The sequence below is a fragment of the Pseudomonas sp. B21-009 genome, assembly GCF_024749345.1.
Classification (GTDB): domain Bacteria; phylum Pseudomonadota; class Gammaproteobacteria; order Pseudomonadales; family Pseudomonadaceae; genus Aquipseudomonas.
In genome coordinates this window covers 4,123,353-4,150,055 of record NZ_CP087199.1, presented here as the reverse complement: position 1 = coordinate 4,150,055, position 26,703 = coordinate 4,123,353, and the positions used below count along the sequence as shown (strand labels likewise).

The following is a 26,703-nucleotide window of genomic DNA, read 5'->3' as shown; positions in this document are numbered from 1 at the left end:
CAATGAATTTCTGTGCGCCGCGCTCGCGGCGTAAGTTTGAACCACGGCCCCAGACGGCCACTTCAAACCACAGACTTCGAGGGTCAGCGCCATGAACTTCAACCTTTTCCCGGTCATCGCCGCTTCCGCCATTTCTGCTTCGGTGGTCCTGCCGGCCAACGCCCACGTCGAGCTCAGCGAGCGCAAATCGTCGACCCAGAGCTACACCCAGAAGTACCTGCAACAAAGCGCCAACTTCTACGCTGCGCTGGACCACAAGCCTAGCGCGCCATGATCGCCTTGAACAGCGCCGACTCCAGCCAACCCTGCAGCCACGCCCGCAAGTGCGGGTAGGGCGTCTGGGCAAACCATTCAGGCTCGACCCCGGCGAACTGGCGCATCAATGGCAGTAACGCCGCATCCGCCAGGCTTGGATGGTCAGCGAACAGGTAGCCCTGGTGCGCCAGTCGCTCATTCAGCTCGGCCAGCCAGGGTTCAGCCTGTGCCCGGTACTCCTCACGCGAGTGCTGTGGGTAGCGTTCAGCGTACTTGTACAGATTGACCTGCACCTTGAACTGGCGATCATTGCGCTCGATCAGCGCCTCGGCGGCCTGCGCCGCCTGCGGGTCGGCCGCCAGTTGCCAGTCTTGCGGATCATGCCGGGCGAGGGCCCAGCGCATGATCTCCAGGCTTTCCTCCAGCACCAGGCTACCTGCACTCAACACCGGTACCGTGCCCTTGGGCGACAGTGCCAGAAGCTCGGAAGGTTTGGCCTTGAGGCTGACTTCGCGAATTTCTACCGGACACTCGGCATAGCGCAGCGCCAGGCGCGCACGCATGGCCCACGGGCAGCGGCGGAACGAGTAGAGGATCATCCGCTGACCTCCACCGTGCTCAGGCCATTGCCCTGGCGACGCACCTGGATCTGCACCGGGATACGCTCGTGCATTTCCTGTACGTGGGAGATCACCGCGACCTTGCGGCCCTGGGCCTGCAGGCCGTCGAGGGCGTCCATGGCCAGTTGCAGCGACTCCGGATCAAGGCTGCCGAAGCCTTCGTCGATGAACAGCGACTCGATGCGCAACGTGCTTGAGGCCATCGATGCCAGGCCCAGGGCCAGGGCCAGCGAGACCAGGAAGGTTTCACCGCCCGACAGCGAATGCACCGAGCGCAGCTCGTCGCCCATTTCCGTGTCCAGCACCAGCAAACCGAGCAGGCTGCCACCGCGCTTGAGCTGGTAGCGCCGGGCCAGCTGACGCAATTGGGCGTTGGCGTGGTGCACCAGCAGGTCGAGGTTGTAGCCCTGGGCGATCTTGCGGAAGGTGTCGCCGGTGGCCGAGCCGATCAGGGCGTTGAGCCGCGCCCAGCGCTGCCATTCGCCGTAGGCGCTGGCGATCCGTTCGGCCAGGGCCTGGTGCGCCAGTTGCCGGCGCTGGTCTTCAGCCTGGGCGGCACGCAGTTCGGCGCAGGTTTGTTCGCTGGCCGCCAGCTGTAGCTGCAGGCTGTCGATTACCTGCTCCAGGGCTTCGCGGGTGAGCTCGGCGTTGCCCTGGGCCTGATGCTGGTCCAGGCGCTGCTGGCGCTCCTGCAGCAGGGTGCGGGCCTGTTCGATGGCTTTTTCGGCGTCCTGCAGACCCTGACGCAGCTGCGCCACGGCGTTGTCGTCCAGTGCCAACAATTGCTCCAGGCCACTGTCGTCCAGCTCCGGGTGGCCCTGGCGCCATTGTTCGATCTGCGCGCGAACCTCGTTGTGTTCCTGTTCCAGGTTGCTCAGGCGTTCGTCTTTGGCCTTGAGCTCGGCGGCCAGTTCGATCAGTTGCGCCTGGGTTTGCTGCAGTTGTTGCAACGCCTGGGTTTCAGCCTGGCGTGCGTGCTCCACGGCCTGTTCCAGATGCTGCTGCCAGTGTTCGGCGCTGGCCTGTTCGCCGAGCAGGGCGGTGAGGCTGTCGCGGCTACTTTGATGCTGGTGTTCCAGCTCAGTGCACTGCTGTTGCAGCTCTTCGTGTTTTTGTACCCGCGCCTGTTGCTGCAACTGGGCTTTGTCCTGGCTCTGCTGGCGCTCGGCATGTTCCTGCTGTTCGTCCTTTTGCCGTTGCAAAAGGTCCAGGCGCAGGGCCAGTTGCTGGTCCAGGCGCATGAAGGCGGCGGCCGGCTCCTGGCGCAGGTCGTTGAGGATGTCAGCGGGCAACAGGCTGGCGAAGCTGCCCAGTTCCTGTTCCAGGCGTTCTTCGTCACTGGCCAGCGCTGTTTGCTGCTGGCTCAGGTGCTGGCTGGCCTGTTGGCTGGCTTCTTGGGCTGCCTGCAGCTGCTGTTGCAGGCGGCTGGCGTCCTTTTGCAGGGTCAGCAGGGCGTTCTGGCGCTGCTCGTCACGACCGATGTCGTGGTTCAGGTTGCGTGCCTGCAAGTCCAGCCAGGTGCTGCGCTGGCTTGCGTCCTGAGCGGCCAGCGACGGGTACAGCGGGTGCGCCTGGAGGCTGGGCAGCAGCGCCTGTTGCTGGCTGCCCAGTTGCTCCTGCTGGTGCAGGTACTCCTTGATCTGGCCGTTGACCCCGCCCAGTTGCGTGCGCAGTTCATCGAGCTGCTTCTTCAGCCCGTCGACCACCTGCTGGGCATTGGCTTCTTCGTTCTGGTCGTGGCGGCCGAGGCTTTGCAGCAGGGCTTCGGGCTGATGGTAAGGGTGTTCCTGGCTACCGCAGACCGGACAGGGCTGGTCGTCCTGCAATTGCGCGCGCAGTTCTTCGACGCTCTGGCTGCGGGCCAGGCGCTGGCGTTCGAGCAACTGGCGAGTAACGTTCAGCGCCTGTTCGGCGGCGGTCAGCTGGTTTTTGCCATTGAGGCCTTCGCCGATCAGCTGTTCGCGTTGTTGCAGGGCAGCTTGCTGGCGTTCGCGCAGGGCTTGCAGGCGCTGTTCGAGCTCTTGCTGGTTGCTCCACAGCCGGCTCAGTTCTTCGACCTGGCGTTGCTGCTGGCGGTTTTTCTGCAACAGCTCGCCAAGCAGGCCGATCTGTTCGGCCAGTGCCTCGGGTTCGGCCTCGGCTTCGCGGTAGAGCAGGGCCAGGGCGGCGCATTGCGTTTCAAGCTGGGCGTGGGCCTCGCTGGCGCGTTGCTGCAGGCCCGGCAGTTCGGCACGGCCCTGGTTGAGGCGGTTGCCCAGTTGCATCAGTTGCTGCAGGCGGTGGCGATAGGCATTCCAGGCTTCGCTCAAGCCAGCCAGCGCCACGCTTTGCTCAAGCTGCTCGCCGATCTGCTGCAAGCGTTGTTCGCTCAGGCGTTGCTGCTCATTGAGGCTCAGCAGCTGTTGCTGGCCTTCGGCACTGGCCTGTTCGGCCTGCTGCTTGAGCGCTGTGCTGTTGGTCAGCTCCTGCTGCAAACGGGTCAGGGTGTTTTGTTCGGCAAAGGCCTGGCGTAGCGCAGGTGCGCTGTCGCTTTGTTGCGCCAGGGCCAGGCCCAGGGCTTCGCGGGCCTTGGCCTGTTCGTCCTGCAGCTGCTGCTGACGGCTATGCAACTGCTCATGTTGCTGGCGCTGCGCGGCGATACTCGCGGCCAGCGGGCTGAGCTGGGCATTGAGCGCCTGCTGGCGGGCGAACTGGTGACGCTGCGGCGCCAGCTGTTCCAGGCGCGCAAGCTTCAGCCGCTCACCGTGCAGGCTGTCGTGGTGGTGTTGGGCGCTGTGCAGTTGCGCGCTGGCGGCCTGCACTTGCTCTTGCAGTTGCAGCAGCTCGCTGAGCCAGCTGCGTTGCTGTTCGAGCAGGCGCAGTTGCGCCTGTTCGGCCTTGAACCCGTCGAGCGCTTGGGTGTAGCGCAGGTCCAGTTCGGCGCGAGCCTCGGCGGCCATGGGCAGCACACCGCTGGCCTGGTCCTGCAGGGCTTTGTGCGCCTCTTCGGCTTCTTTGCTCTTGCTGTAGGCGCGGCGCCCCAACTGGCTGTAGATCGCCGTGTTGGTGAGCTTTTCCAGCAGCTCGCTGCGCTCTTTGTCATCGGCCTTGAGGAAGGCGCTGAACTCGCTCTGGGCGAGCATCACGGCACGGGTGAACTGCTCGAAATTAAGTCCCAGGCGCGACTCGATCAGTTGCTTGTATTCGGCCTTGCTCTGGTTGCTCAGCAGTTGCTCGCTGTCCAGGTCATGCAGGCTCTGGCGGCTGCCTTGCAGCTTGCCGTTGGCCTTGTCGCGGGCGCGGTTGGTTTCCCAGCGGGCGCGGTAGCGACGACTGTCGATGCCGACGAAATCCACCTCGGCAAAGCCGCTGCCCGAACCCCGACGCAGCAGGGTGCGCGGGTCGCTGGTAAGGATGTCGCTGTCGACTTCCGGCACTTTGGTTTCGCGGCCGATGTTGCTCAGCCGCGGCACCGCGCCGAACAGCGCCAGGCACAGGGCGTCGAGCAGGGTGCTCTTGCCGGCGCCGGTAGGTCCGGTAATGGCGAACAGGCCGGCGCTGGCCAGCGGCTCGGCGCTGAAGTCGATCTCGATCGGGCCTTCCAGAGAGGCCAGGTTCTTCAGGCGGATGGCGAGGATCTTCATGGCTGTTCTTGCTCCTGCTGGACGTCCTGCAGCAACAGGGCAAAGTCGGCCAGGGTCTGTTCATCGACGGCGTTGCCGTAGGCCTGCTCCCAGGCGCGGCTGAACAGCTCGTGCGGGGTCAGTTGGCCGAGTTCCAGCAGGTCGGCGCTGCTGTCCTCTGCGCTACGGCCGTTGCCGGCATACTCGGCGGCGATGCGCACCAGGCGCACGGCCTTGCCGTGCAGGGCGCCTTCAAGTTGCGCGCGCAAGTCGGGCAGGGGTTCGTCCAGGCGTACGCGGACCTCCAGCCAGGGTTGGCGCTGTGGGTCGTCGAGCAGGTCGACCACCGGCAGCTCGGCCAGTTGCTCCAGCACCTCGGCCAGCGGCGCCGGGCCCAGGCGTTGCAGGTGCACGGCGCGCGGCACCAGGCGCGATTCGACGCTGGCCAGCTTGGCGCCGTCCAGTTCGATTTCCAGGACCTGGTGCTGATAGCCGATTTCCGAGAACGACAGCGGGATCGGCGAGCCGCTGTAGCGGATGCGCTCTTCGCGGTTGACCTTCTGCGGTTTGTGCAGGTGGCCGAGGGCGACGTAGCTGATCTCCGGGGCGAACAGCCGCGCCGGCAAGGCTTCGGCGTTGCCGATGATCAGGCTGCGTTCGGAGTCTTCCGAGATCGAGCCGCCGGCCATGTGTGCATGGCTCACGGCAATCAGCGCCTGGCCGTTTTTGCGTCGTTGCAGGGCGGCGGCGATGAGTTTTTCGTGGACCTGGGCGATGCCGCGCAGGTAGTCATCGCCCAGGTGCGCACCGGTGACTTCTGCCGGGCGCAAAAACGGCAGCGCCAGGCACCAGGCGGCGACCTTGCCTTTGGCGTTGGTCAGTGGGATCAGCAGGCGCTCGCTGTCCAGCTCGCCTTCATCCAGCCACTGCACACGGCCCAGGGCGTGGGTGCGCAGGCTGCGCATCAGCGGCGCCGGCAACTCGATGCGCGAACCGGAGTCATGGTTGCCGGCGATCATCACGATGGTCAGTTTGGGCTGCTGTTCGTGGGCCTGGACGATGAAGTCGTAGAGCCGTTCCTGGGCTTTGACCGGCGGGTTGACGGTGTCGAAGATATCGCCGGCAATCAGCAGGGCATCGGGCTGGCGCAGCTTGAGCTGGCCGAGCAGCCACTCGAGAAAGCAGGCGTGTTCGAAGTCGCGTTCCTGGCCATGCAGGGTTTGACCCAGGTGCCAGTCGGAGGTGTGAAACAGACGCATGAAGGGTTCCGCAGTGTGCCGGCGTGGCGCCCGGGGCGTCACGCCTTGAGGTTATTTGGGGTACAGCGGCGGCAAGCTGCCGTTCTCGCTTTGTGCAGGCTGGACCTGCTCGGCGGCCGGGATGGTACCGATAGCCCGCCATAATTCTTCGCCTTGCCAATACTGCCCGCTTTCGCTGTACAAGGCGCCGTTGAGGCCATCGAGGGCATCGGACAGCGGCACGAAACGCGCGGCCATCTCGGCCAGGGTTTCCGGTTGCTGGCGCGCCCAGGCATCCAGGGCCTGGCGCGTCGCTTGAGGGTCGTTGGCCTGGCACGCGCGCTTGAGGTCATCTAGCAGGGTGCGCGGGCTCGGCCCGCTTTGCGCCGCGCGCAGCACCGCCGGTTGCGAGCGCGCCCGCCACCACAGGGCGAAGCCCAGCAGGGTGGTCAGGGCCAGCACCAGGGTACTCAGTTGCCAGGGCCAGAGCAGGTAGGTGTGCACCGTGACCGGGTCGACGCTGGCCGGCTTGTCGGCGCTCAGCGCCGGGTTGTCCTCGATCTGCAGGCTGCGCGCCGGCAGATTGCTGCGCTCCAGATGATCTTCGCGGGTGTTCCACCAGACCACTTCCTGGCTCGGCAGTTCCAGCCTGCCGGCGTGGGTCGGTACCAGCGCTTCGCGCTCTTCACGCACCCCGAGCAGGCCGCGGTCATTGACCTGGTTGCGCAGTTGCGGCTGGTCCGGGTAGCGACGCAGGCCGCTCACTTCGGTGCCGGGCAGTGGTGGCAACTGGGCGCTGGACAAACCCTCGGCCTGGAGGATCACGGTGCGGGTCAGCGAGTCGCCGATTTGCGTCTGTTGCTGGGCCGGGTCCGGGCTCCAGTGTTCTTCCAGGGTCAGGCTGTTGGCCGGCAGCCACGGTGTATCGGCTGGGTAATCGGCCGGGATCGGGTCGACCGTCAACACCAGCGGCGTCGAGCTGACCTGCACCTGCTTGCCGGCGCGCGGGGTGTTGAGTTCCTGCTCGGCGTCGTTCTGCGCGGCGGTGGCGCTGAAAGTCAGGGCCGGGATTTTCAGGTCGCCGCTTTGCTGCGGGTAAATTGCATAGCGCATCTCGATCACGCCGTGGCGCACACCGTCGATGACTTTTTCGAAGGTTCGCGACTCACCCAGCGGCTCGACCCTGGCGTTGTCCAGCTGTAGCGGGCTGAGGCTGCTGTCGTCGTACAGCGGCACCGAGTGATAGATGCTCAGGGTCAGCACCGCCTGGGCCTGGACGTAAACCTCGGGCTGGTCGAGGCTGGCGTCGATGAACACCGGGCCGTGGTTTTCGCTGCTGACCTCGTTGGCCTGGATCTGCAGGCTGATCGGCTGGCTGCGCACCTCGCCCAGCTGCAGGGTGGGAATTTCCACGCTGCCGCTCTGGCGTGGCAACAGGGTGATGATCCAGCGGGTGTTGGCGCTGTTTTCGTCGAGGCTGTTGAGGCTGTTGACCTGGCGGGTGCCACGCACTTCGAAGCTGGCAGCGAGCGGCGTCAGGTCGGGCTTGCCGAATTGGGTGACATCCTGGGTCTCGAGGGTCAGCTCAAGGGTTTCGCCGGCATTCAGGCGGGTGCGGTCGACACTGGCGAGCAGCGCCGCCGCCTGCACCTGCAGGGCGATAAAGAGGCTGAAGACCAGGACGCAGACGCGACTCATCGATGGGTTTCCTGATGTTGTTGCTGTTCATACCAGAATTTACGCCGCAACAGCTCGGCCGGGTTGTCCGGAATCTGTCGCAGCCATTGTTCCAGGGCCTGGCGCTGTTCGGCATCAAGGCTGCTGTCGGTCGGGCGCTGGGGCGGGCGGGTGGTGTCTTCGTCGTCCGCGCCGCTGGCCTGGTTTTGTGCCTGCTCGTTGGCGTTGTCTGCAGGTTTGCCCGCTTCATCGGCCTCTTGCGGTGGTTTTGCTGCGGCCTGGTCCTGGGCGTTCTGCGAGCTGCTGGCAGCGTCGCTGCTGCTATTGGGGTCGCTTTGCTGGTTGTCTTCGGGCGGCTGCTCAGGCGTCTGTTCGTCCTGGCGTTGTTGCAGCAATTGCTCGACCAGGGCCTTGTTGGCCAGCGCCGGTTGCAGTTCCGGCTGGCGCTCCAGGGCCTGTTCGTAGGCATCCACTGCGGCTTCCAGTTCACCGCTGCGGGCCAGGGCGTTGCCGCGATTGTAATGGTCGGCGGCGCGGTTGCCCTGGGCGAACTGGCGCGCGGCGCCGTTGTAGTCGCCGGCCTCATACAAGGCCAGGCCTTTCCATTGCGGGTCTTCGAAGTGTCGCGCAGCTTCGGCCGGGCGCTGCTGCTCAAGCAGGCGCTGGCCTTGCTGGTCGGGGCGCAGCCACAGGTCGTTGAACTCGAAGGCGTAGCTTGGTTGCGGCAGGGCCAGCAGCAACGGCAGGCAGAACAGCCAGCCACGGCGGCCGGCGCAGGCGGCCAGCAGCAACAGTGGCAGCAACAGCCAATAGCCCTGGTCGGCCCAGCTGTCGAGCTGCACGGTCTGGCCATCGTCTCGCAGGCTGCGCGGGTTGTCGAACAGGCGCAGGCCGCGCAGGTCGAGGTCGTCGATGCGGGCGCTGCGATAACGCCCGCCAGTACTGGTGACAAAGGCTTTGAGGCTGGCGCTGTCGAGGCGCGGCAAGAGGATGCCGCCCTGATCGTCCTTGAGGAACTCGCCGTTGGCCTGCCTGACCGGCGCCCCCTCGGCGCTGCCGACGCCCAGCATCAACAGGCTCGGGCCCTGGCGGCCCAGCGCCTGGACGATGCCCTGGCGCTCCTGGGCATCGAGCGATGAGCCGATCAACAGCAGCCGGCCCTGGCCGATGCCTGCCTGGGCGAGCAGGGCCAGGCCCTTGCGCACGGCAAGATCCGCGCGCTGGCCGGCTTGCGGCATGATCGCCGGGTCCAGGGCTTCGAGCAGGTTGCGGCTGGTGGCCAGGTCGTCGGACAGCGGCACCAGGGTGTGCGCGCTGCCGGCGTAGACGATGATCGCGGTCTGGCTGTCGCGGCGGTGCTCGAGCAGGTCGAGGATCTTGCGTCGGGCCTGTTCCAGGCGGTTTGGCGCGGCGTCGTCGGCAAGCATCTGCGGGGTCAGCTCAAGCAGCACCACCAGCGGGTCGGCCGGGCGCTGGCGGGTGTCCTCCAGGCGCTGCCAGCTTGGGCCCACCAGGGCCAGCACGGTGATCAGCCAGGCCAGGCCCAACGCGATCCACGGCAGTTTGCTGTCGCGACCGTTGCCGCCACCGAGCAGCACGGCATGGAAGGCCGCGGGCAGGATCATCTGCCAGCGCCCGGCGCGTTTTTGCCGATGCCAGAGCTTGCACAGCAACCAGGCCAGCAGCGGCAGGACGACCAGCCACAGCGGGCGTAGCCATTGCGGCCACAGTTCGTTCATCGCCGCCTCCTCAAGCGCAGCCGTTGCAGGCGCTGGCGCCATTCCGGGTGCGGCTGCAAAAAGCGTGGGCGGCGCAGCAGGCGCTGCAACAGGTTGTCGGGCCATTGCTGTTCGACCACCAGCAGCACGCTGAGCACCAACGCCAGGGCCAGCGGCCAGCTGTACAGCGGCTCGGCGGTGCGCGCCTGGGTCGGCTGCTGGGCCACAGGCTCCAGGCGGTCGAGGGCGTCGCCGATGGCTTGCAGCTCTTCGCCGTCGTGGGCGCGGAAGTAGCTGCCGCCGGTCAGTTCGGCGATTTCCTTGAGCGAGGCTTCGTCCAGGTCCAGGCTCGGGTTGATGCCCAGCAAGCCGGCGGTGCCGGTCTGCTCCGGGTCGGCACCAATGCCGATGGTGTAGATGCGCACGTTTTCCTGGGCGGCCAGGCGCGCGGCGGTCAGCGGGTGGATCTGCCCGCCGTTGTTGGCGCCGTCGGTGACCAGCACCAGCACCCGGCTCTGCGCCGGGCGCTGACGCAGGCGCTTGAGCGCCAGGCCGATGGCATCGCCAATGGCAGTGTTCTTGCCGGCGATGCCGATCTGCGCTTCGTCGAGGAAGGTGCGTACGGTGCGCCGGTCGAAAGTCAGCGGTGCCTGCAGGTAGGCCTGGCTGCCGAACAGGATCAGGCCGACGCGATCGCCCTGGCGCTCTTCGAGAAAGTCGCCGAGCAGGGCCTTGACCAGGGTCAGGCGGCTGACGTCGTCGCCTTGCCACTGCATGTCGGGAAAGTCCATGGAGCCGGAAACATCCACCGCCACCAGCAGGTCGCGGCCACTGGCGGCCACCGGCAGCGGTTCGCCCAGCCACTGCGGGCGGGCGGCGGCAAACAGCAGCAACAGCCAGACCAGCACGAATGGCGCTTGCTGGCGCCAGGTCGGCAGGTTCAGGCGCGCGCGGCGCCCGGCCAGGCCTTCGAGTTCATCGAGGAAACTGACCTTGAGCACCGGCTCGCCGCTGTCGGCGGCCGGCAGCAGCAGACGCGCCAGCCAGGGCAGCGGCAGCAGCACGAAGATCCACGGCCAGGCCAGTTCAAACATGTTTGCGGATCCAGGTTTCGACCGACTGGTTGAGGCCGTTGATGGCTTTGTCGTCGAGTTTGCATTCGGGCTTGTAGGCGCCTTCGACCAGTACCATCCAGCGGGTCAGGCCGGCGGCCGGGCAGCGGTTATCAAGAAACGCCAGCCATTGGCGGCCGTTGAGGGTATGGCTGTGGCTGCCCGGGTAATGGTTGCGGCACAGGCGCTTGAGCAGTGCGTTGATCTGCTGCAGCCAGGCCCCGGCCGGGGCACCGTCGTAGGGTTTGGGCAGGCGCGCGAGTTCGGCCAGGGCCTCGATGCGTATCGGGTCCAGAGGCAGTTCGGCGCGCACGATGGGCTTTTTACCCGGGCGCCAATGGCGCAGGCGCCACAGGCCCCAAGCCAGTAGCGGCAGCAGCAACAGCAGCGCCCACCAGCCCGGCGCCAGCGGCCACCAGCCGATTGGCGCCGGGGCCAGCAGCGGCTGCAATTGATCGAGCGGGTTCACGAGGTTTTCCCCGGTCGTTGCGCGTTAAGGTACTCGCGCAGTTGCTCGATCATCTCGCTCTGGGTGCTCAGCGGCATCAGCACCACCCGCAGCTTTTGCGCCAGCAGCTCCCAGCGTTCGATGCGCGCCTCGCTTTGCTGGCGGTAGCTCTTGCGCAGGGTCGGGTCGAGGGTGTCGAGCTCCAGTTGCGCACCGTGCTGGGCAAAGCGCAGCAGGCCGGCGGCCGGCAGGGCATGGTCGAGCGGGTCGGACAGCGGCAACAGCAGCAGGTCGCAATGACGCGAAAGCAGGCTCAATTGCTGCTCGACCGCAGGCGTCAGCGCCCGCTCGTCGCAGATGATGATTGCCAGGCTGCCCGGGCGCAGCACTTCGCGGGCGCGGCGCAGGGCGATACCGAGGCTGTCGGCCTGGGGCACGGCTTCGGTGTGCAGCGACTGGTTGACCCGTGCCAGGCGGTTGAGCAACTGCAACAGGCTCTGCTTGCTGCGCCGTGGCTTGATTTCGTAGTGCTCGTTGTCGCCGAACACCAGGCCGCCAATGCGGTCGTTGTGGCCCAGCGCAGCCCAGCCGATCAGGGCGGCGGCCTGGGCGGCGAGCACCGACTTGAACATCAGCCCGGAACCGAAGAACAGACGCTGGCTTTGTTCGACGAGGATGAAGATCGGCCGCTCACGCTCCTCATGAAACAGCTTGGTATGCGGCTCCTGGGTACGCGCGGTCACCCGCCAGTCGATGTTGCGCACATCGTCGCCGGCCTGGTACACCCGCACCTGGTCGAAGTCGACCCCGCGTCCGCGCAATTTCGAGTGGTGCAGGCCGACCAGCGGGCTGCGCTGGCCGGGCCGGGAGAACAACTGCACTTCGCGCACGCGATGGCGCATCTCGATCAGCTCGGCGAGGCTGATGCGGATTCCGGGCGCGGCCAGCAGGCGATTGGGCATGGGTTCAGGCGACGGCGACGACGTCGAGGATGCGCTGGATCACCCGGTCCTGGTCAATCCCGGCGGCCTCGGCCTCGAAGGAAAGAATGATGCGGTGGCGCAGTACGTCGAACAGCACCGCCTGGATGTCTTCAGGGCTGACGAAGTCGCGTCCGGCCAGCCAGGCATGAGCCCGCGCGCAGCGGTCGAGGGCAATCGAGCCGCGCGGGCTGGCGCCGTAGGCGATCCAGTCGGCCAGCTCGAGGTCGAACTTGGCCGGGGTGCGGGTGGCCATCACCAGTTGCACCAGGTATTCCTCTACCGCGTCGGCCATGTACAGGCCGAGGATTTCCTTGCGCGCGGCAAAGATCGCCTGCTGGCTGACCCGTCGTTCCGGCTTGGTCTCGCCGTTGAGCGCCTCGCCCCGGGCCTGCTGGAGGATGCGCCGTTCGACGGCGGCATCGGGAAAACCAATCTTGACGTGCATGAGGAAGCGGTCGAGCTGGGCTTCGGGCAGCGGGTAGGTGCCTTCCTGCTCGATCGGGTTCTGCGTGGCCATCACCAGGAACAGCGGCGACAGCTCGTAGGTACTGCGCCCGACACTGACCTGGCGTTCGGCCATGGCCTCGAGCAGCGCCGACTGAACCTTGGCCGGGGCGCGGTTGATTTCGTCGGCCAATACCAGGTTGTGGAAGATCGGCCCCTGCTGGAACACGAAGCTGCCGGTTTCCGGGCGATAGATCTCGGTGCCGGTGATGTCGGCCGGGAGCAGGTCGGGGGTGAACTGGATACGATGGAACTCGGCTTCGACGCCTTCGGCCAGTTCCTTGATGGCCTTGGTCTTGGCCAGGCCCGGGGCGCCTTCGACCAGCATGTGGCCGTCGGCGAGGAGCACGATGAGCAAGCGCTCGACGAGTTTTTCCTGGCCCAGGATCTGGGTTGAAAGAAAGGTGCGCAGCGCGATCAGCGCCTCACGGTGTTCCATCGTTGACGGTTCCTGGAAAAAAGCCAGGGCGTGCGGCGTAAAAGCGCCCGGGCGGGGGCTGATACTTTAATCCATCCGGGGGCTTGCGACTAACGGCAGCAGGGAAAATTGTTCAAATCGTGAAGTCGGGGTTGCTGTGCAGCCCATCGTCGGCAACGCCAACTCCCACAGGGATCGCGCTGACCCTGTGGGAGCCGGGGTGTCAGTTCTTGAAGCTGGAATGCTTGCGGCCCTGGTCACACAGGGCAAACACCACCACGAACACCGCCGCCACCACCAGAATCAGCGCCACGCCGTCGGTGGAGTGGGTCGCCGAGTTGGCCACCAGCGCCAGGCCGCCCAGCGGTGCCAGGCCGCCGGCCACGGCGGTGCCGATCTCGCGCCCGGTGCCAAAGCCCGAAGAGCGGGTCTGGGTCGGGAACTGGCGGCTGAGGAACGAGCCCTGCGGGGCAAACATCATCGGTGCGAGGATGCCGGTACCGATGGCAATCGCCAGGTAGATCATCATCGGCTCGCCGGTGTTGAGCAGGCTCAGGAACGGGTAGGCGAACAGCACCGAGAACAGCCCGCCAAGCATCAGCACGGTCTTGCTGCTCCATTTGTCGCACAGCCAGCCGAAGAACGGCACGGCGATAATCGCCACCAGGCTGGCGATGGTCACCGACAGCGAGGTGACATGGGCTTCGACGCCTTTGTACTGGGTCAGGTAGGCCAGCGAGAAGGTCTTGAAGATGTAGCTCAGGGCGTTGTAGCCGATGGCCACGAAGAACACCACGGCCAGGCCCTTGAGGTCGTTGCGAAACAGCAGCTTGAGCGGCGAAATCTGGTCCTTGGCCGGGGTTTTGTCGAGCTCTTTGAAGTCCGGGGTTTCCGGGATGCTTTTACGCACCCACAGGCCGACGCCGACCAGCACGATGCTGCAGATGAACGGGATGCGCCAGCCGCCGGCGAGCAGGAACTCGTTGCCGTTCATGGTCAGCAGGTAGACGGTCAGCGACGACAGCAGCAGGCCCAGGTTCAGGCCCAGCGCCGGCCAGGCGCCCTGGCTGCCGCGCTTGCCTTCGCTGGCGTGTTCATAAGAGGTCACCGCCGCGCCAGACAACTCGGCACCGGCACCCAGGCCCTGAATGATGCGTACCAGCACGAGGATGATCGGCGCCCAGATACCGATCGAGGCGTAGCTGGGGATCAGGCCGATCAGGGTAGTGCACACGCCCATCATGCAGAAGGTGATGACCAGTACCTGCTTGCGCCCGAAGCGGTCGCCCAGGTAGCCGAACAGCACGCCGCCGAAGGGGCGGGCGATAAAGCCGATGGCGAAGGTGGAGAACGCCAGCAGCGACGCCACCGCCGGGTTGCTCGGGTCGAAGAAGATCTTCGAGAAGACGATCGCCGCCATGGTCGCGTACAGGTAGAAGTCGTACCACTCCAGCATCGAGCCGAAGATGGTCGCGGCGGCGACCTTGCGCAGGCGTTTGCGTTTTTGTTCCGGGGTTTCGCTCGCGGCCGCAGCCGCCTCATGTACCGACATGTGGGGTGTTCCTTTTTTGTCTTTGTAGTTAGGTGTGCAGCAGGATTCAGCGGGCCTTGAAGATCCTTTCGGCGATCATCTGGCCGATCGGGATGGCCGAGGTGGCCGCCGGTGACGGCGCGTTGCAGACGTGCACCATGCGCGGCGTCTCGGCGAACAGGAAGTCGTGCACCAGGGTGCCGTCGCGCATCACCGCCTGGGCGCGGATGCCGGCCTCATAGGGCAGCAGGTCTTCGACATTCAGCGACGGGCAGTACTTGCGGCATTGCTCCAGATAGCCGCCTTTGAACAGCGAGTTCTTCATCTCGGCGGTGCCGGAACCAAGGTTGTTCCAGATGGTTTTCCAGAACCCCGGAAAACGCGCGTATTCGGCAACGTCGCGCCAGTTCACCGAGAACTTGCGGTAGTTTTCCCGGCCCAGCCCCAGTACCGCGTTCGGCCCGACGGTAACGCTGCCGTCGATCATCCGCGTCAGGTGCACGCCAAGAAACGGCAGCTCCGGGTCGGGGATCGGGTAGATCAGGTGGTTGACGATGTCGTTCTTGGCCGCAGGCAGGCGGAAGTATTCGCCGCGGAAGGGGATGATCTGGTGGTCGATCTTGACCCCGGCCATGGTTGCCAGGCGGTCCGATTGCAGGCCGGCACAGGCCACCAGCTGGCGGGCGCTCCAGACCTTGTCGTCGCTGCTGATGGTGACCTTGTCGGCGGTTTCGACAATAGCGCGCACGGTGGTTTGCAGCTGCACTTCGCCACCGAATCGCTGGATGACCCGGGCCATGGCTTCGCAGACCTGCTGGTAGTCGACAATGCCGGTGGCATCGAGGAACAGGCCGCCGAGGCCGACGATATTCGGCTCGCGGCGTTGCAGTTCCTTGGCATCCAGCTGTTCGACCTTCAGGCCGTTCTGCTGCGAGCGCTCGTACAGGGCACGCATGCGCTCGACTTCCAGCGGCGTCGAGGCCACCAGCAACTTGCCGCAGACTTCGAACTTGATCTGGTGCTCGCTGCAGAACGCTTTGGTGGCCTGGGCGCCGCGCTTGCACAGGTCGGCCTTGAGGCTGCCCGGCGCGTAATAGATGCCTGCGTGAATCACGCCGCTGTTATGCCCGGTCTGGTGCTTGGCCAGGCTGCTTTCCTTTTCCAGGATCAGCAAGGAGGCGCCCGGTTGGCGTTCCAGCAGCGCCATGGCGGTGGCGAGGCCGACGATGCCGCCGCCGATGATGCAGTAGTCGTAGATCATGCAGGTGTCACCTTGGCTTGTTCTTATCAGAGAGTCTGCTTATCAGGTTGTCAGACTAAGTAGGTCAAACAAAAGGGCGCCATGCCGCAGCGCCCGTTCTATAGGGTGTTCAGTCGATACTCGGCAGGTCCAGTTTCAGGCGTTTGGCCGAGGCCCGCAGGTGCGCTTCGGCGCAGGCTGCGGCGCCAAGCCGGTCGCCATCGGCGATGGCCTGGTACAGCGCCTGGTGCTCGCGATGGGCATCGGCCGAACCGCCGACCGAATGCGCCGCCGAGTTTTCCCAGGCGGTGCGACGGGCTGCGGCCAGCTGGCCACGCAGAAAATCATGGAAAGCGACGAAATAATCGTTCTTGCTGGCCTCGGCGATGGCCCGGTGGAACTCCACGTCGGCAGCGGCGGCCACGGCAAACTCGCTGCGCTTGTCGAGCATCTCCTGCAGGGCCTTGCCCATGCGCGCCAGGTCAGCGGCGTCGCGGCGCTGGGCGGCTACCGAGGCGGCCTGGGTCTCGATCCACAGGCGCACTTCGAACATCTGCACCAGGTCCGGGCTGCGGCCTTGCGCAGCAGGGAAGCGGAAGACCGTGCCGGTCGGGGTTTGCGAAATGTACGAACCCAGGCCGCGGCGAGCGATCAGCACCCCGTCCGCCTTGAGCTGGGCCACTGCCTCGCGTACCACCGAGCGGCTGACGTTCAATTGCTCGGCCAGTTGCTGTTCGGTGGGCAGGCGCGATTCGGCCGCCAGGCGACCGGAATCGATTTCTGCGCGGATGGCGCCGACAACCCGTTCGACCAGGGTGTCGGGGCGCTGAAGCTCAAGCATGAGGGGTGGCTCATTAATCAGGTTGTCAGACAATGCCTTTTGCAGCGGTTCCTTGTCAAGAAACCGCGTGGGCGATTACAGCTCGCTGACGTAGGTGCCGGTGCCCTTGAGGATGTTCTGCAGGGTTTCTTCGACTTCGGCGAGGTCGGTGCCGTCGGCGGTAAGCAGGATTTCCAGTTGGTCGTCACCGCCGAGGGCATCGGCATCCAGCGGTGACACTTCGATCAGCAGCCTCGCGGCGCTGAAAGTAACTTTCAGGCCTTCGACGGGGGCGTAATGCTCGTCCAGGGTGATGTCCACCCGGTCTTCGTCCGGGTAGCGAGTCATGATGAACATCTGGCCCTTGTCGCTGTGGCAGCACAGGGTGGCCATGTTGTCTTCTTCATCATCGCAGGGGGTGGCGAAGAGCAGGGCGGTCTTGAATTGCATGAGCGGCTCGATCAATAAGTTGAAACACGATTCTGCCAGTCTTCGGCCTGGCAATAAATCTACGAGTGTTGAGCTGCGATTTTACTGGCAGGGGTGATAAGCGTTGCAGGCTGTGGAGTCTGCCGATTTCAAGCTGTTTTTCTGGAGCACAATTCGGAGTAGCCGCTTGGCAAAGCATGGGCATCGACGAAATGCCGAGTCTGGTACTCAAGCACTTTGCTCATTAGGCCACTGACATCCTCGGTAAGCCCCCAGGTCACCGCAACCTTGTCGTAACGGTTAACTTTTTCAGCCGTGCGAATTGCCAGCGAGTCCGCTGTCGTTGCCAAACAACGCCATTGATTGACAAATGACTTCATGAACGCTGCTTTTTCCGGTGTCAGTACAGGAAATCTGCGCAGCCTGTCCACCAGGTACAACAGGCGACGTTTTCGCACCGGAGCAAGCCTGGGGTGCTGAAGGCGCTGCTCGAGAGACTCGGCCATTGCATCACTGAAGTACCAGAGCGCCACGGCAAAGCGCGTCGCTGCGTCTTGGTCAAGGTGATCCAGAGGGGCCTTGCTTACCTCGACGACGACTTTATCAAAAACGCTATGCAAGTTATCCGACAGCCTGGCATCGGATGGCGTGGCGCACAGCCCGAGGAAGCGCTCCAGAGTATCCTGCGGGCACACTGGCTTAGCTGTCATCGCCGATGTTTTTTGCTTCATCGAGAATCAACCTCAAGTAACTGCTCACCGTACCTTTATCGCAAGGGTAGTAGTCGATGGCTTGTGTCGCGATCCTATCAAATTCGTCGAGTTTGATCTTCCCGGCCTGGATCAGTGTGGAAATATCCTCATGGTCGCGGTCGGTAAAGCGGCCCAGCTTGGAAATGGCCAGATCTATGGGGTGGGCTATGAATACCTGCAATGGCGACAGCTCCTGGCCAGGCAAGGCAATTGCCCGCTCCTCAAAGTCCTGGTGCAGAGGGCACAGCGCATTGTTGAATGCTTGGTCAAAGACCACCGAAAAATCTTCTCCGTCAACTTCGAAGTCTTCGGGTGCCTGATAAACAGCTTTGACTTCTGCGATCAGAAGATGTTCGGCTGCCATCAGTTCGGCATCAACGTCAGCACTCCCTCGGGCGTTCGTCAGGATGTGCAATGCACAGCCACCAAATACATAGATCTTCAACGCTCCGGGCTGTTTGCCTTGCAGCATGGGTAAGGCGCGCTCAAACAGGCTGACGATGGCTTTGGAGAGTGGAGTGTCGAGATACAGCATGATCTTCTTGCTCCTGGCAGCGGGCTTTGCGAATCCTACCCTGCATGACCTGTCAGGAGTGGGTATCTCGCCCTTCCATAAACAAGTTGAAACACGATTCTGCCAGTCTTCGGCCTGTGGATAAACGTACGGTTGCACCTCAATGACCGAATATGTCGCAGCACCGCAAGCAGGGGCGGGCGGGCACTCGTTAAGCTGCGCTGTCGATGGACACCCGTAAAGACACAGCCGCGCTGGCAGTCGTTTTTGCAGATGCCCATCCGTGGAGCGGGAAGATGTGACTTGCGGGTCACCTTGAGCGCCTGTTTCTATGGTTTTACCGTCCTCCTGCTACGGGTTGGCTATCGTTGATCCGTAAACGGCGGACGCGCGCGACGCTTCACTCAATAATAAAGCCCAAGCGGAGTACCACAGATGGCGTTTTTCACCGCAGCCAGCAAAGCCGACTTCCAGCATCAACTGCAAGCGGCCCTGGCGCAGCACATCAGCGAACAGGCACTGCCACAAGTGGCGCTGTTCGCCGAGCAGTTCTTCGGCATCATCTCTCTGGACGAACTCACCCAGCGCCGTATGTCGGACCTGGCCGGTTGCACCCTCTCTGCCTGGCGCATCATCGAGCGTTTCGATCACTCCCAGCCTCAGGTTCGCGTCTACAACCCCGATTACGAGCGTCATGGCTGGCAGTCGACCCACACCGCGGTCGAAGTCCTGCACCATGACCTGCCGTTTCTGGTCGACTCGGTACGCACCGAGCTCAACCGCCGCGGCTACAGCATCCACACCCTGCAGACCACCGTACTGAGCGTGCGTCGCGGGCCGAAAGGCGAGCTGCTGGAAATCCTGCCCAAGGGCACCCAGGGCGAAGGCGTGCTGCAAGAATCGCTGATGTACCTGGAGATCGACCGCTGCGCCAATACTGCCGAACTCAACCTGCTGACCCGCGAGCTTGAGCAGGTGCTGGCTGAAGTGCGTGTCGCCGTCGCCGATTTCGAGCCGATGAAAGCCAAGCTGCGCGAGGTCGTGGCGCTGGTTGAACAAACCGCCTACGCCCCGGCACAAAATGAAAAGGCCGAGGTCAAGGCGTTCCTCGAGTGGCTGCTGGGCAACCACTTCACCTTCCTCGGCTACGAAGAGTTCGTTGTCCATGGCGACGCTCAGGGCGGCCAGCTGCAATACGACGAGCAGTCGTTCCTCGGCCTGACCCGCATGCTGCGCGTCGGTCTCACCGCCGAAGACCTGCGCATCGAAGACTACGCCGTCAACTACCTGCAAGAGCCGCTGCTGCTGTCCTTCGCCAAGGCCGCGCACCCAAGCCGCGTGCACCGTCCGGCCTACCCGGACTACGTGTCGATCCGCCAGCTGGATGCCGACGGCAAGGTCATCAAGGAATGCCGCTTCATGGGCCTGTACACCTCCTCGGTGTACGGCGAGAGCGTGCGCGCGATCCCCTACATCCGTGGCAAGGTCGCCGAAGTCGAGCGCCGCTCGCACTTCGACCCCAAGGCCCACCTGGGCAAGGAGCTGGCGCAGGTCCTGGAAGTGCTGCCGCGCGACGACCTGTTCCAGACCCCGGTCGACGAGCTGTTCAGCACCGTCATGTCGATCGTGCAGATCCAGGAGCGCAACAAGATCCGCGTGTTCCTGCGCAAGGACCCGTACGGCCGCTTCTGCTACTGCCTGGCCTACGTGCCGCGTGATATCTACTCCACCGAAGTGCGGCAGAAGATCCAGCAGGTGCTGATGGAGCGCCTCAAGGCCAGCGACTGCGAGTTCTGGACCTTCTTCTCCGAGTCGGTGCTGGCCCGTGTGCAGCTGATTCTGCGCGTCGACCCGAAAAACCGCATCGACATCGACCCGCAGCAACTGGAAAACGAAGTGATCCAGGCCTGCCGTTCGTGGCAGGACGACTACGCCAGCCTGACCGTCGAAAGCTTCGGCGAAGCCCAGGGCACCAACGTCCTGGCCGATTTCCCGAAAGGCTTCCCGGCCGGTTACCGCGAGCGTTTCGCCGCCCATTCGGCGGTGGTCGACATGCAGCACCTGCTGACCCTGTCCGAGCGCAAGCCGCTGGTCATGAGCTTCTACCAGCCGCTGACCCAGGCCGGCAAACAGCAGCTGCACTGCAAGCTGTACCACGCCGATACGCCGCTGGCGCTTTCAGATGTGCTGCCGATCCTGGAAAACCTCGGCCTGCGCGTGCTCGGCGAGTTCCCCTACCGCCTGCGCCATGCCAATGGCCGCGAATACTGGATTCATGATTTTGCCTTCACCGCCGCCGAAGGCCTGAACCTCGACATCCAGCAGCTCAACGACACCCTGCAGGATGCATTCGTGCACATCGTCAATGGCGATGCCGAGAACGACGCCTTCAACCGCCTGGTGCTGACCGCCGGCCTGCCATGGCGCGATGTGGCGCTGCTGCGTGCTTATGCCCGCTACCTCAAGCAGATCCGCCTGGGCTTCGACCTCGGTTACATCGCCAGCACCCTGAACAACCACACCGACATCGCCCGCGAGCTGACCCGGTTGTTCAAGACCCGCTTCTACCTGGCGCGCAAGCTCACCAGCGAAGACCTCGACGACAAGCAGCAACGTCTGGAACAGGCGATCCTCACCGCCCTGGACGACGTTCAGGTGCTCAACGAAGACCGCATCCTGCGTCGCTACCTGGACCTGATCAAGGCCACCCTGCGCACCAACTTCTACCAGACCGATGCCCAGGGCCATAACAAGTCGTACTTCAGCTTCAAGTTCAACCCCAAGCTGATCCCCGAGCTGCCCAAGCCGGTGCCGAAGTTCGAGATCTTCGTCTACTCGCCACGGGTCGAGGGTGTGCACCTGCGCTTTGGCAACGTCGCCCGCGGCGGCCTGCGCTGGTCGGACCGTGAAGAAGACTTCCGCACCGAAGTGCTGGGCCTGGTAAAAGCCCAGCAGGTGAAGAACTCGGTGATCGTGCCGGTCGGCGCCAAGGGTGGTTTCCTGCCGCGTCGCCTGCCGCTGGGCGGCAGCCGCGACGATATCCAGGCCGAAGGCATCGCCTGCTACCGGATCTTCATTTCCGGCCTGCTGGACATCACCGACAACCTCAAGGACGGCGCCCTGGTGCCGCCGGCCAACGTCGTCCGGCATGACGACGATGACCCGTACCTGGTGGTGGCTGCCGACAAAGGCACCGCGACCTTCTCCGATATCGCCAACGGCATTGCCATCGACTACGGCTTCTGGCTCGGCGATGCGTTCGCCTCCGGTGGCTCGGCCGGTTACGACCACAAGAAAATGGGCATTACCGCCCGTGGCGCCTGGGTTGGCGTGCAGCGTCACTTCCGCGAGCGCGGCATCAACGTCCAGGAAGACCCGATCACCGTGGTCGGCGTCGGCGACATGGCCGGTGACGTGTTCGGCAACGGCCTGCTGATGTCCGACAAGCTGCAACTGGTGGCGGCGTTCAACCACCTGCACATCTTCATCGACCCGAACCCGGAGCCGGCCAGCAGCTTCGCCGAGCGCCAGCGCCTGTTCGACCTGCCGCGTTCGGCCTGGAGCGACTACGACACCAGCATCATGTCCGAAGGCGGCGGGATCTTCCCGCGCAGTGCGAAAAGCATCGCGATCACCGCGCAGATGAAAGAGCGCTTCGCCATCGAAGCCGACAAGCTGACCCCGACCGAGCTGCTCAACGCACTGCTCAAGGCGCCGGTCGACCTGCTGTGGAACGGCGGTATCGGCACCTACGTCAAGTCCAGTGAGGAAAGCCACGCTGACGTCGGCGACAAGGCCAACGACGCCCTGCGCGTGGACGGCAACGAGCTGCGCTGCAAGGTGGTGGGCGAGGGCGGCAACCTCGGCATGACCCAGCTGGGCCGGGTCGAGTTCGGCTTGAACGGCGGCGCCACCAACACCGACTTCATCGACAACGCCGGTGGCGTGGACTGCTCCGACCACGAGGTCAACATCAAGATCCTGCTCAACGAAGTGGTGCAGGCTGGCGACATGACCGAGAAGCAGCGCAACCAGCTGCTGGGCAGCATGACCGACGAAGTGGCCGGCCTGGTGCTGGGCAACAACTACAAGCAGACCCAGGCGTTGTCGCTGGCTGCGCGTCGGGCCAAGGAGCGCATCGCTGAATACAAGCGCCTGATGGCCGACCTTGAAGGCCGTGGCAAGCTGGACCGCGCCATCGAGTTCCTGCCGACCGAAGAGCAACTGGCCGAGCGCCTGGCCGCCGGCCAGGGCCTGACCCGTGCCGAGCTGTCGGTGCTGATCTCGTACAGCAAGATCGACCTCAAGGAGCAGCTGCTCAAGTCGCTGGTGCCGGACGATGACTACCTGACCCGCGACATGGAAACCGCGTTCCCGCCGTCGCTGGTGAGCAAGTTCGCCGAAGCCATGCGCCGCCACCGCCTGAAACGCGAGATCGTCAGCACCCAGATCGCCAACGATCTGGTCAACAACATGGGCATCACCTTCGTTCAGCGCCTGAAAGAGTCCACCGGCATGAGCCCGGCGAACGTCGCTGGCGCCTACGTGATCGTGCGCGACATCTTCCACCTGCCGCACTGGTTCCGTCAGATCGAGGCGCTGGACTACCAGGTCCCGGCTGAAATCCAGTTGACCCTGATGGACGAGCTGATGCGTCTGGGCCGCCGTGCGACCCGCTGGTTCCTGCGCAGCCGTCGTAACGAGCAGGATGCCGGGCGTGACGTGGCGCACTTCGGGCCGAAGATCGCTGCTTTGGGGCTCAAGCTTGACGAACTGCTGGAAGGGCCGACCCGCGAGCGCTGGATGACCCGTTACCAGGGCTTTGTCGAAGCCGGCGTGCCGGAGCTGCTGGCACGCATGGTGGCCGGCACTACGCACCTGTACACCCTGTTGCCGATCATCGAGGCTTCCGACGTCACCGGCCAGGACCCGGCCGAAGTGGCCAAGGCCTTCTTCGCCGTTGGCAGCGCCCTGGACCTTACCTGGTACCTGCAGGAAATCAGCAACCTGCCGGTGGAAAACAACTGGCAGGCCCTGGCCCGTGAAGCCTTCCGCGATGATATCGACCTGCAGCAACGGGCGATCACCATCTCGGTGCTGCAGATGATCGACGCACCCGAGGACATGGACGCCCGCGTGGCCCTGTGGCTGGATCAGCACCGGGTCATGGTCGAGCGCTGGCGCGCCATGCTCGACGAGCTGCGTGCCGCTACCGGCACCGACTACGCCATGTACGCGGTGGCCAACCGCGAACTGGTGGACCTGGCCCTGAGTGGCCAGGCAACGGTGATGCCGTCTTAAGCGTGAGCTGAAATGAAAAAGCCCCGGCATTTGCCGGGGCTTTTTTTGTGCCTGTCCCGGCCTCATCGCGGGTCAAGCCCGCTCCCACAGGGTGGATCGTGCTGTACCTGTGGGAGCGGGCTTGACCCGCGATGAGGCCGGAGAATTTTATTTGAACCTTCGCTCTACACCTTTCTCGACCAGAATCTTCGCCGCAATCTCTTCCACGGAGAAATGCGTGGAGTTGATGTGCGCAATGTTCTCGCGGCGGAACAGGTTCTCCACTTCACGTACCTCGAACTCGCACTGGGCAAAGCTTGCGTAGCGGCTGTTGGGCTTGCGCTCGTGGCGGATGGCGGTCAGGCGGTCGGGGTCGATGGTCAGGCCGAACAGCTTGTGCTGGTGGTTTTTCAGGGCCTGGGGCAGTTGCAGGCGCTCCATGTCATCTTCGGTCAGCGGGTAGTTGGCCGCGCGGATGCCGAATTGCATGGCCATGTACAGGCAGGTCGGGGTCTTGCCGCAGCGCGACACGCCCACCAGGATCAGGTCGGCCTTGTCGTAATAATGGGTGCGCGCGCCGTCGTCGTTGTCGAGAGCGAAGTTGACCGCCTCGATGCGTTCCATATAGTTGGAATTGCCGCCGATCGAGTGGGATTTGCCCACCGAATAGGACGAATGGGCGGTCAGTTCCTGTTCCAGCGGGGCCAGGAAGGTCGAGAAGATGTCGATCATGAAGCCGTTGGAGGTGGCGAGGACCTCGCGGATATCCTGATTGACGATGGTGTCGAAGATGATCGGACGGACACCGTCTTTCTCAGCGGCGCTATTGATTTGTTGTACCATCACCCGCGCTTTTTCTACGCTGTCGATGTACGGACGCGTGAATTTATTGAACGCAATGGTATCGAACTGCGCTAGAAGACTCTGTCCCAGCGTCTCGGCGGTAATGCCGGTGCCATCGGAGATAAAGAAAGCAGATCGTTTCATTTGCGCCTTGGGCCTTAAGCTGGTGACGAATCTTGGATATGATAGGTTCGGTTTACCGAACACTGCGTTCGGCATTCTCACTTATTTTCCAGGTCCAGGCCACAAGCGCCCGGCCAAGCCAGAGCTGGCAGGCGGGCGACCTGAGCTTTTCCAACACAGTTAGTGGAGAGATCACCTTGGTAGAGTACGTAGTTTCCCTCGATAAGCTCGGCGTCCATGATGTAGAGCATGTGGGGGGCAAGAACGCATCCCTCGGCGAGATGATCAGTAACCTCGCGGGCGCCGGTGTCTCGGTCCCCGGCGGCTTTGCCACTACGGCTCAGGCGTATCGTGACTTTCTCGAGCAGAGCGGCCTGAACGCCCAGATCCACGCTGCCCTCGACGCGCTGGACGTTGACGACGTCAACGCCCTGGCCAAGACCGGTGCGCAGATCCGCCAGTGGATCATGGAGGCCGAGTTCCCCGAGCGCCTGAACGCCGAAATCCGCACTGCCTTCGCCGAAATGTCCCAGGGCAACCCGAACATGGCCGTGGCCGTGCGCTCCTCGGCCACTGCCGAAGACCTGCCGGACGCCTCGTTCGCCGGCCAGCAGGAAACCTTCCTGAACATCCGCGGCGTCGACAACGTCATCCGCGCCGCCAAGGAAGTGTTCGCCTCGCTGTTCAACGACCGCGCCATTTCCTACCGCGTGCACCAGGGCTTCGACCACAAGCTGGTGGCCCTGTCGGCCGGCGTGCAGCGCATGGTCCGCTCGGAAACCGGCACTGCCGGCGTAATGTTCACCCTCGACACCGAGTCGGGCTTTCGTGACGTGGTGTTCATCACCGGCGCCTACGGCCTGGGTGAAACCGTCGTTCAGGGTGCAGTCAACCCCGACGAATTCTACGTGCACAAAGGCACCCTGGAGGCCGGCCGCCCGGCGATCCTGCGCCGCAACCTGGGCAGCAAGGCGATCAAGATGGTCTATGGCGAAGAAGCCAAGGCCGGTCGTTCGGTCAAGACCGTCGATGTCGACAAGGTCGACCGCACCCGTTTCTGCCTGAGCGACGCCGAAGTCAGCGAGCTGGCCAAGCAGGCGATGATCATCGAGAAGCACTACAAGTGCCCGATGGACATCGAATGGGCCAAGGACGGTGACGACGGCAAGCTGTACATCGTTCAGGCCCGCCCTGAAACCGTGAAAAGCCGCGCCCAGGCCAACGTCATGGAGCGTTACCTGCTCAAAGAGACCGGCACCGTGCTGGTCGAAGGCCGCGCCATCGGCCAGCGCATCGGCGCCGGCAAGGTACGGATCATCAAGGACGTCTCGGAGATGGACAAGGTCCAGCCCGGCGACGTACTGGTTTCGGACATGACCGACCCGGACTGGGAGCCGGTGATGAAGCGCGCCAGCGCCATCGTCACCAACCGTGGCGGGCGTACCTGCCACGCGGCGATCATTGCCCGTGAACTGGGTATTCCGGCGGTGGTTGGTTGCGGCAACGCCACCCAGCTGCTCAAGGACGGCCAGGGCGTGACCGTGTCGTGTGCCGAAGGCGATACCGGTTTCATCTTCGAAGGCGAGCTGGGCTTTGACGTGCGCAAGAACTCCGTCGACGCCATGCCGGAGCTGCCGTTCAAGATCATGATGAACGTCGGCAACCCGGACCGCGCCTTTGACTTTGCCCAGCTGCCCAACGCCGGTGTCGGCCTGGCGCGCCTGGAATTCATCATCAACCGCATGATCGGCGTGCACCCCAAGGCGCTGCTCAACTACGCAGGCCTGCCTGCCGAGCTCAAAGAGAGCGTCGACAAGCGCATTGCCGGCTACAACGACCCGGTCGGCTTCTACGTCGAGAAACTGGTCGAGGGCATCAGCACCCTGGCGGCGGCGTTCTGGCCGAAGAAGGTCATCGTGCGCCTGTCGGACTTCAAGTCCAACGAATACGCCAACCTGATCGGCGGCAAGCTCTACGAGCCGGAAGAAGAAAACCCGATGCTGGGTTTCCGCGGTGCGTCGCGCTACATCAGCGAAACCTTCCGTGACTGCTTCGAGCTCGAGTGCCGTGCCCTCAAGCGCGTGCGCAACGAGATGGGCCTGACCAACGTCGAGATCATGGTGCCGTTCGTGCGCACCCTGGGCGAGGCCAGCCAGGTTGTCGATCTGCTCGCCGAAAACGGCCTGGCCCGCGGTGACAACGGCCTGCGCGTGATCATGATGTGCGAACTGCCGTCCAACGCCATCCTCGCCGAAGAGTTCCTCGAGTATTTCGATGGTTTCTCCATCGGCTCCAACGACCTGACTCAGCTAACCCTGGGCCTGGACCGCGACTCGGGGATCATTGCGCACCTGTTCGACGAGCGTAACCCTGCTGTCAAGAAGCTGCTGGCCAATGCCATCCAGGCCTGTAACAAGGCTGGCAAGTACATCGGTATCTGCGGCCAGGGCCCATCCGACCACCCGGACCTGGCCAAATGGCTGATGGAACAGGGCATCGAAAGCGTCTCGCTGAACCCGGACTCGGTCCTCGAGACCTGGTTCTTCCTGGCTGAAGGCCAGGCCGCGAACTGATGCGCTGAACCGGAGCCTTCACC

At 64.1% G+C, this 26,703-nt stretch carries 19 protein-coding genes; 3 read left to right on the top strand and 16 right to left on the bottom strand.

Going from position 1 to position 26,703, the window contains the following annotated elements; translation table 11 throughout:
• Nucleotides 1-91: 91 nt before the first annotated feature.
• A complete protein-coding gene (locus LOY34_RS19040; RefSeq protein WP_093380655.1) occupies nucleotides 92-274 on the top strand; it encodes a hypothetical protein in 183 nt (60 codons plus the stop codon).
• Here the strand turns inward: LOY34_RS19040 and LOY34_RS19035 are convergent.
• The 15 genes from LOY34_RS19035 to LOY34_RS18965 form a co-directional block, all read right to left on the bottom strand.
• Entirely contained in the window at nucleotides 261-854 is a 594-nt protein-coding gene (locus tag LOY34_RS19035) for a glutathione S-transferase (protein WP_195884716.1), read from the bottom strand. The two genes, LOY34_RS19040 and LOY34_RS19035, sit on opposite strands and share 14 nt — an antisense overlap.
• Entirely contained in the window at nucleotides 851-4,498 is a 3,648-nt protein-coding gene (locus LOY34_RS19030) for an AAA family ATPase (protein WP_258663884.1), read from the bottom strand. Before LOY34_RS19030 ends, LOY34_RS19035 begins: the two co-directional genes overlap by 4 nt.
• The gene (locus LOY34_RS19025) at nucleotides 4,495-5,736 is read right to left on the bottom strand and encodes an exonuclease SbcCD subunit D C-terminal domain-containing protein (RefSeq protein ID WP_195884714.1); all 1,242 of its coding nucleotides are present in this window, start codon (nucleotides 5,734-5,736) and stop codon (nucleotides 4,495-4,497) included. The genes LOY34_RS19030 and LOY34_RS19025 overlap by 4 nt, the downstream gene beginning before the upstream one ends.
• A 51-nt stretch (nucleotides 5,737-5,787) precedes the next feature.
• Nucleotides 5,788-7,413, bottom strand: a complete 1,626-nt coding sequence (locus LOY34_RS19020; RefSeq protein ID WP_195884713.1) for a BatD family protein — start codon at nucleotides 7,411-7,413, stop codon at nucleotides 5,788-5,790.
• Nucleotides 7,410-9,131, bottom strand: coding sequence for a tetratricopeptide repeat protein (locus LOY34_RS19015; RefSeq protein ID WP_195884712.1), 1,722 nt, complete (start codon nucleotides 9,129-9,131; stop codon nucleotides 7,410-7,412). Before LOY34_RS19015 ends, LOY34_RS19020 begins: the two co-directional genes overlap by 4 nt.
• Nucleotides 9,128-10,204, bottom strand: a complete 1,077-nt coding sequence (locus tag LOY34_RS19010) for a VWA domain-containing protein (protein ID WP_045195041.1) — start codon at nucleotides 10,202-10,204, stop codon at nucleotides 9,128-9,130. Before LOY34_RS19010 ends, LOY34_RS19015 begins: the two co-directional genes overlap by 4 nt.
• Nucleotides 10,197-10,691 (bottom strand): DUF4381 domain-containing protein, encoded by a 495-nt coding sequence (locus tag LOY34_RS19005; protein WP_195884711.1) that lies wholly within the window; start codon nucleotides 10,689-10,691, stop codon nucleotides 10,197-10,199. Before LOY34_RS19005 ends, LOY34_RS19010 begins: the two co-directional genes overlap by 8 nt.
• Nucleotides 10,688-11,632 (bottom strand): DUF58 domain-containing protein, encoded by a 945-nt coding sequence (locus LOY34_RS19000; protein WP_045195038.1) that lies wholly within the window; start codon nucleotides 11,630-11,632, stop codon nucleotides 10,688-10,690. Before LOY34_RS19000 ends, LOY34_RS19005 begins: the two co-directional genes overlap by 4 nt.
• A gap of 4 nt (nucleotides 11,633-11,636) precedes the next feature.
• Complete coding sequence (locus LOY34_RS18995) at nucleotides 11,637-12,596, bottom strand: MoxR family ATPase (RefSeq protein WP_038994235.1); 960 nt, start codon at nucleotides 12,594-12,596, stop codon at nucleotides 11,637-11,639.
• Nucleotides 12,597-12,798: 202 nt separating this feature from the next.
• Complete coding sequence (locus LOY34_RS18990; protein ID WP_195884710.1) at nucleotides 12,799-14,127, bottom strand: MFS transporter; 1,329 nt, start codon at nucleotides 14,125-14,127, stop codon at nucleotides 12,799-12,801.
• Nucleotides 14,128-14,173: 46 nt separating this feature from the next.
• Entirely contained in the window at nucleotides 14,174-15,367 is a 1,194-nt protein-coding gene (gene lhgO, locus LOY34_RS18985; protein WP_195884709.1) for an L-2-hydroxyglutarate oxidase, read from the bottom strand.
• 109 nt (nucleotides 15,368-15,476) lie between these two features.
• Nucleotides 15,477-16,187: a FadR/GntR family transcriptional regulator gene (locus LOY34_RS18980; RefSeq protein WP_045195031.1), complete on the bottom strand. Its 711-nt coding sequence runs from the start codon at nucleotides 16,185-16,187 to the stop codon at nucleotides 15,477-15,479.
• A gap of 75 nt (nucleotides 16,188-16,262) precedes the next feature.
• Nucleotides 16,263-16,616, bottom strand: a complete 354-nt coding sequence (locus LOY34_RS18975) for a hypothetical protein (RefSeq protein WP_195884708.1) — start codon at nucleotides 16,614-16,616, stop codon at nucleotides 16,263-16,265.
• 128 nt (nucleotides 16,617-16,744) lie between these two features.
• Nucleotides 16,745-17,326 (bottom strand): hypothetical protein, encoded by a 582-nt coding sequence (locus tag LOY34_RS18970; protein ID WP_230090885.1) that lies wholly within the window; start codon nucleotides 17,324-17,326, stop codon nucleotides 16,745-16,747.
• The gene (locus LOY34_RS18965; RefSeq protein WP_195884707.1) at nucleotides 17,295-17,882 is read right to left on the bottom strand and encodes a DUF6036 family nucleotidyltransferase; all 588 of its coding nucleotides are present in this window, start codon (nucleotides 17,880-17,882) and stop codon (nucleotides 17,295-17,297) included. Before LOY34_RS18965 ends, LOY34_RS18970 begins: the two co-directional genes overlap by 32 nt.
• A gap of 414 nt (nucleotides 17,883-18,296) precedes the next feature.
• On the opposite strand from LOY34_RS18965, the gene LOY34_RS18960 reads away from it, so the two are divergent.
• Complete coding sequence (locus LOY34_RS18960) at nucleotides 18,297-23,162, top strand: NAD-glutamate dehydrogenase (protein ID WP_045195028.1); 4,866 nt, start codon at nucleotides 18,297-18,299, stop codon at nucleotides 23,160-23,162.
• 147 nt (nucleotides 23,163-23,309) lie between these two features.
• On the opposite strand, the gene LOY34_RS18955 is transcribed toward LOY34_RS18960, so the two are convergent.
• Nucleotides 23,310-24,128 (bottom strand): pyruvate, water dikinase regulatory protein, encoded by an 819-nt coding sequence (locus LOY34_RS18955; protein ID WP_195884706.1) that lies wholly within the window; start codon nucleotides 24,126-24,128, stop codon nucleotides 23,310-23,312.
• Between the two features lie 176 nt (nucleotides 24,129-24,304).
• Here LOY34_RS18955 and ppsA point away from each other — a divergent pair, with 176 nt between their 5' ends.
• A complete protein-coding gene (gene ppsA, locus LOY34_RS18950) occupies nucleotides 24,305-26,680 on the top strand; it encodes a phosphoenolpyruvate synthase (protein ID WP_195884705.1) in 2,376 nt (791 codons plus the stop codon).
• Nucleotides 26,681-26,703 lie beyond the last annotated feature (23 nt).

Coding starts and splice junctions, on each gene's coding strand:
- LOY34_RS19040 (WP_093380655.1), top strand. CDS start 92: ATGAACTTCAACCTTTTCCCGGTCATCGCCGCTTCCGCCATTTCTGCT.
- LOY34_RS19035 (WP_195884716.1), bottom strand. CDS start 854: ATGATCCTCTACTCGTTCCGCCGCTGCCCGTGGGCCATGCGTGCGCGC.
- LOY34_RS19030 (WP_258663884.1), bottom strand. CDS start 4,498: ATGAAGATCCTCGCCATCCGCCTGAAGAACCTGGCCTCTCTGGAAGGC.
- LOY34_RS19025 (WP_195884714.1), bottom strand. CDS start 5,736: ATGCGTCTGTTTCACACCTCCGACTGGCACCTGGGTCAAACCCTGCAT.
- LOY34_RS19020 (WP_195884713.1), bottom strand. CDS start 7,413: ATGAGTCGCGTCTGCGTCCTGGTCTTCAGCCTCTTTATCGCCCTGCAG.
- LOY34_RS19015 (WP_195884712.1), bottom strand. CDS start 9,131: ATGAACGAACTGTGGCCGCAATGGCTACGCCCGCTGTGGCTGGTCGTC.
- LOY34_RS19010 (WP_045195041.1), bottom strand. CDS start 10,204: ATGTTTGAACTGGCCTGGCCGTGGATCTTCGTGCTGCTGCCGCTGCCC.
- LOY34_RS19000 (WP_045195038.1), bottom strand. CDS start 11,632: ATGCCCAATCGCCTGCTGGCCGCGCCCGGAATCCGCATCAGCCTCGCC.
- LOY34_RS18995 (WP_038994235.1), bottom strand. CDS start 12,596: ATGGAACACCGTGAGGCGCTGATCGCGCTGCGCACCTTTCTTTCAACC.
- LOY34_RS18990 (WP_195884710.1), bottom strand. CDS start 14,127: ATGTCGGTACATGAGGCGGCTGCGGCCGCGAGCGAAACCCCGGAACAA.
- lhgO (WP_195884709.1), bottom strand. CDS start 15,367: ATGATCTACGACTACTGCATCATCGGCGGCGGCATCGTCGGCCTCGCC.
- LOY34_RS18980 (WP_045195031.1), bottom strand. CDS start 16,187: ATGCTTGAGCTTCAGCGCCCCGACACCCTGGTCGAACGGGTTGTCGGC.
- LOY34_RS18975 (WP_195884708.1), bottom strand. CDS start 16,616: ATGCAATTCAAGACCGCCCTGCTCTTCGCCACCCCCTGCGATGATGAA.
- LOY34_RS18970 (WP_230090885.1), bottom strand. CDS start 17,326: ATGAAGCAAAAAACATCGGCGATGACAGCTAAGCCAGTGTGCCCGCAG.
- LOY34_RS18965 (WP_195884707.1), bottom strand. CDS start 17,882: ATGCTGTATCTCGACACTCCACTCTCCAAAGCCATCGTCAGCCTGTTT.
- LOY34_RS18960 (WP_045195028.1), top strand. CDS start 18,297: ATGGCGTTTTTCACCGCAGCCAGCAAAGCCGACTTCCAGCATCAACTG.
- LOY34_RS18955 (WP_195884706.1), bottom strand. CDS start 24,128: ATGAAACGATCTGCTTTCTTTATCTCCGATGGCACCGGCATTACCGCC.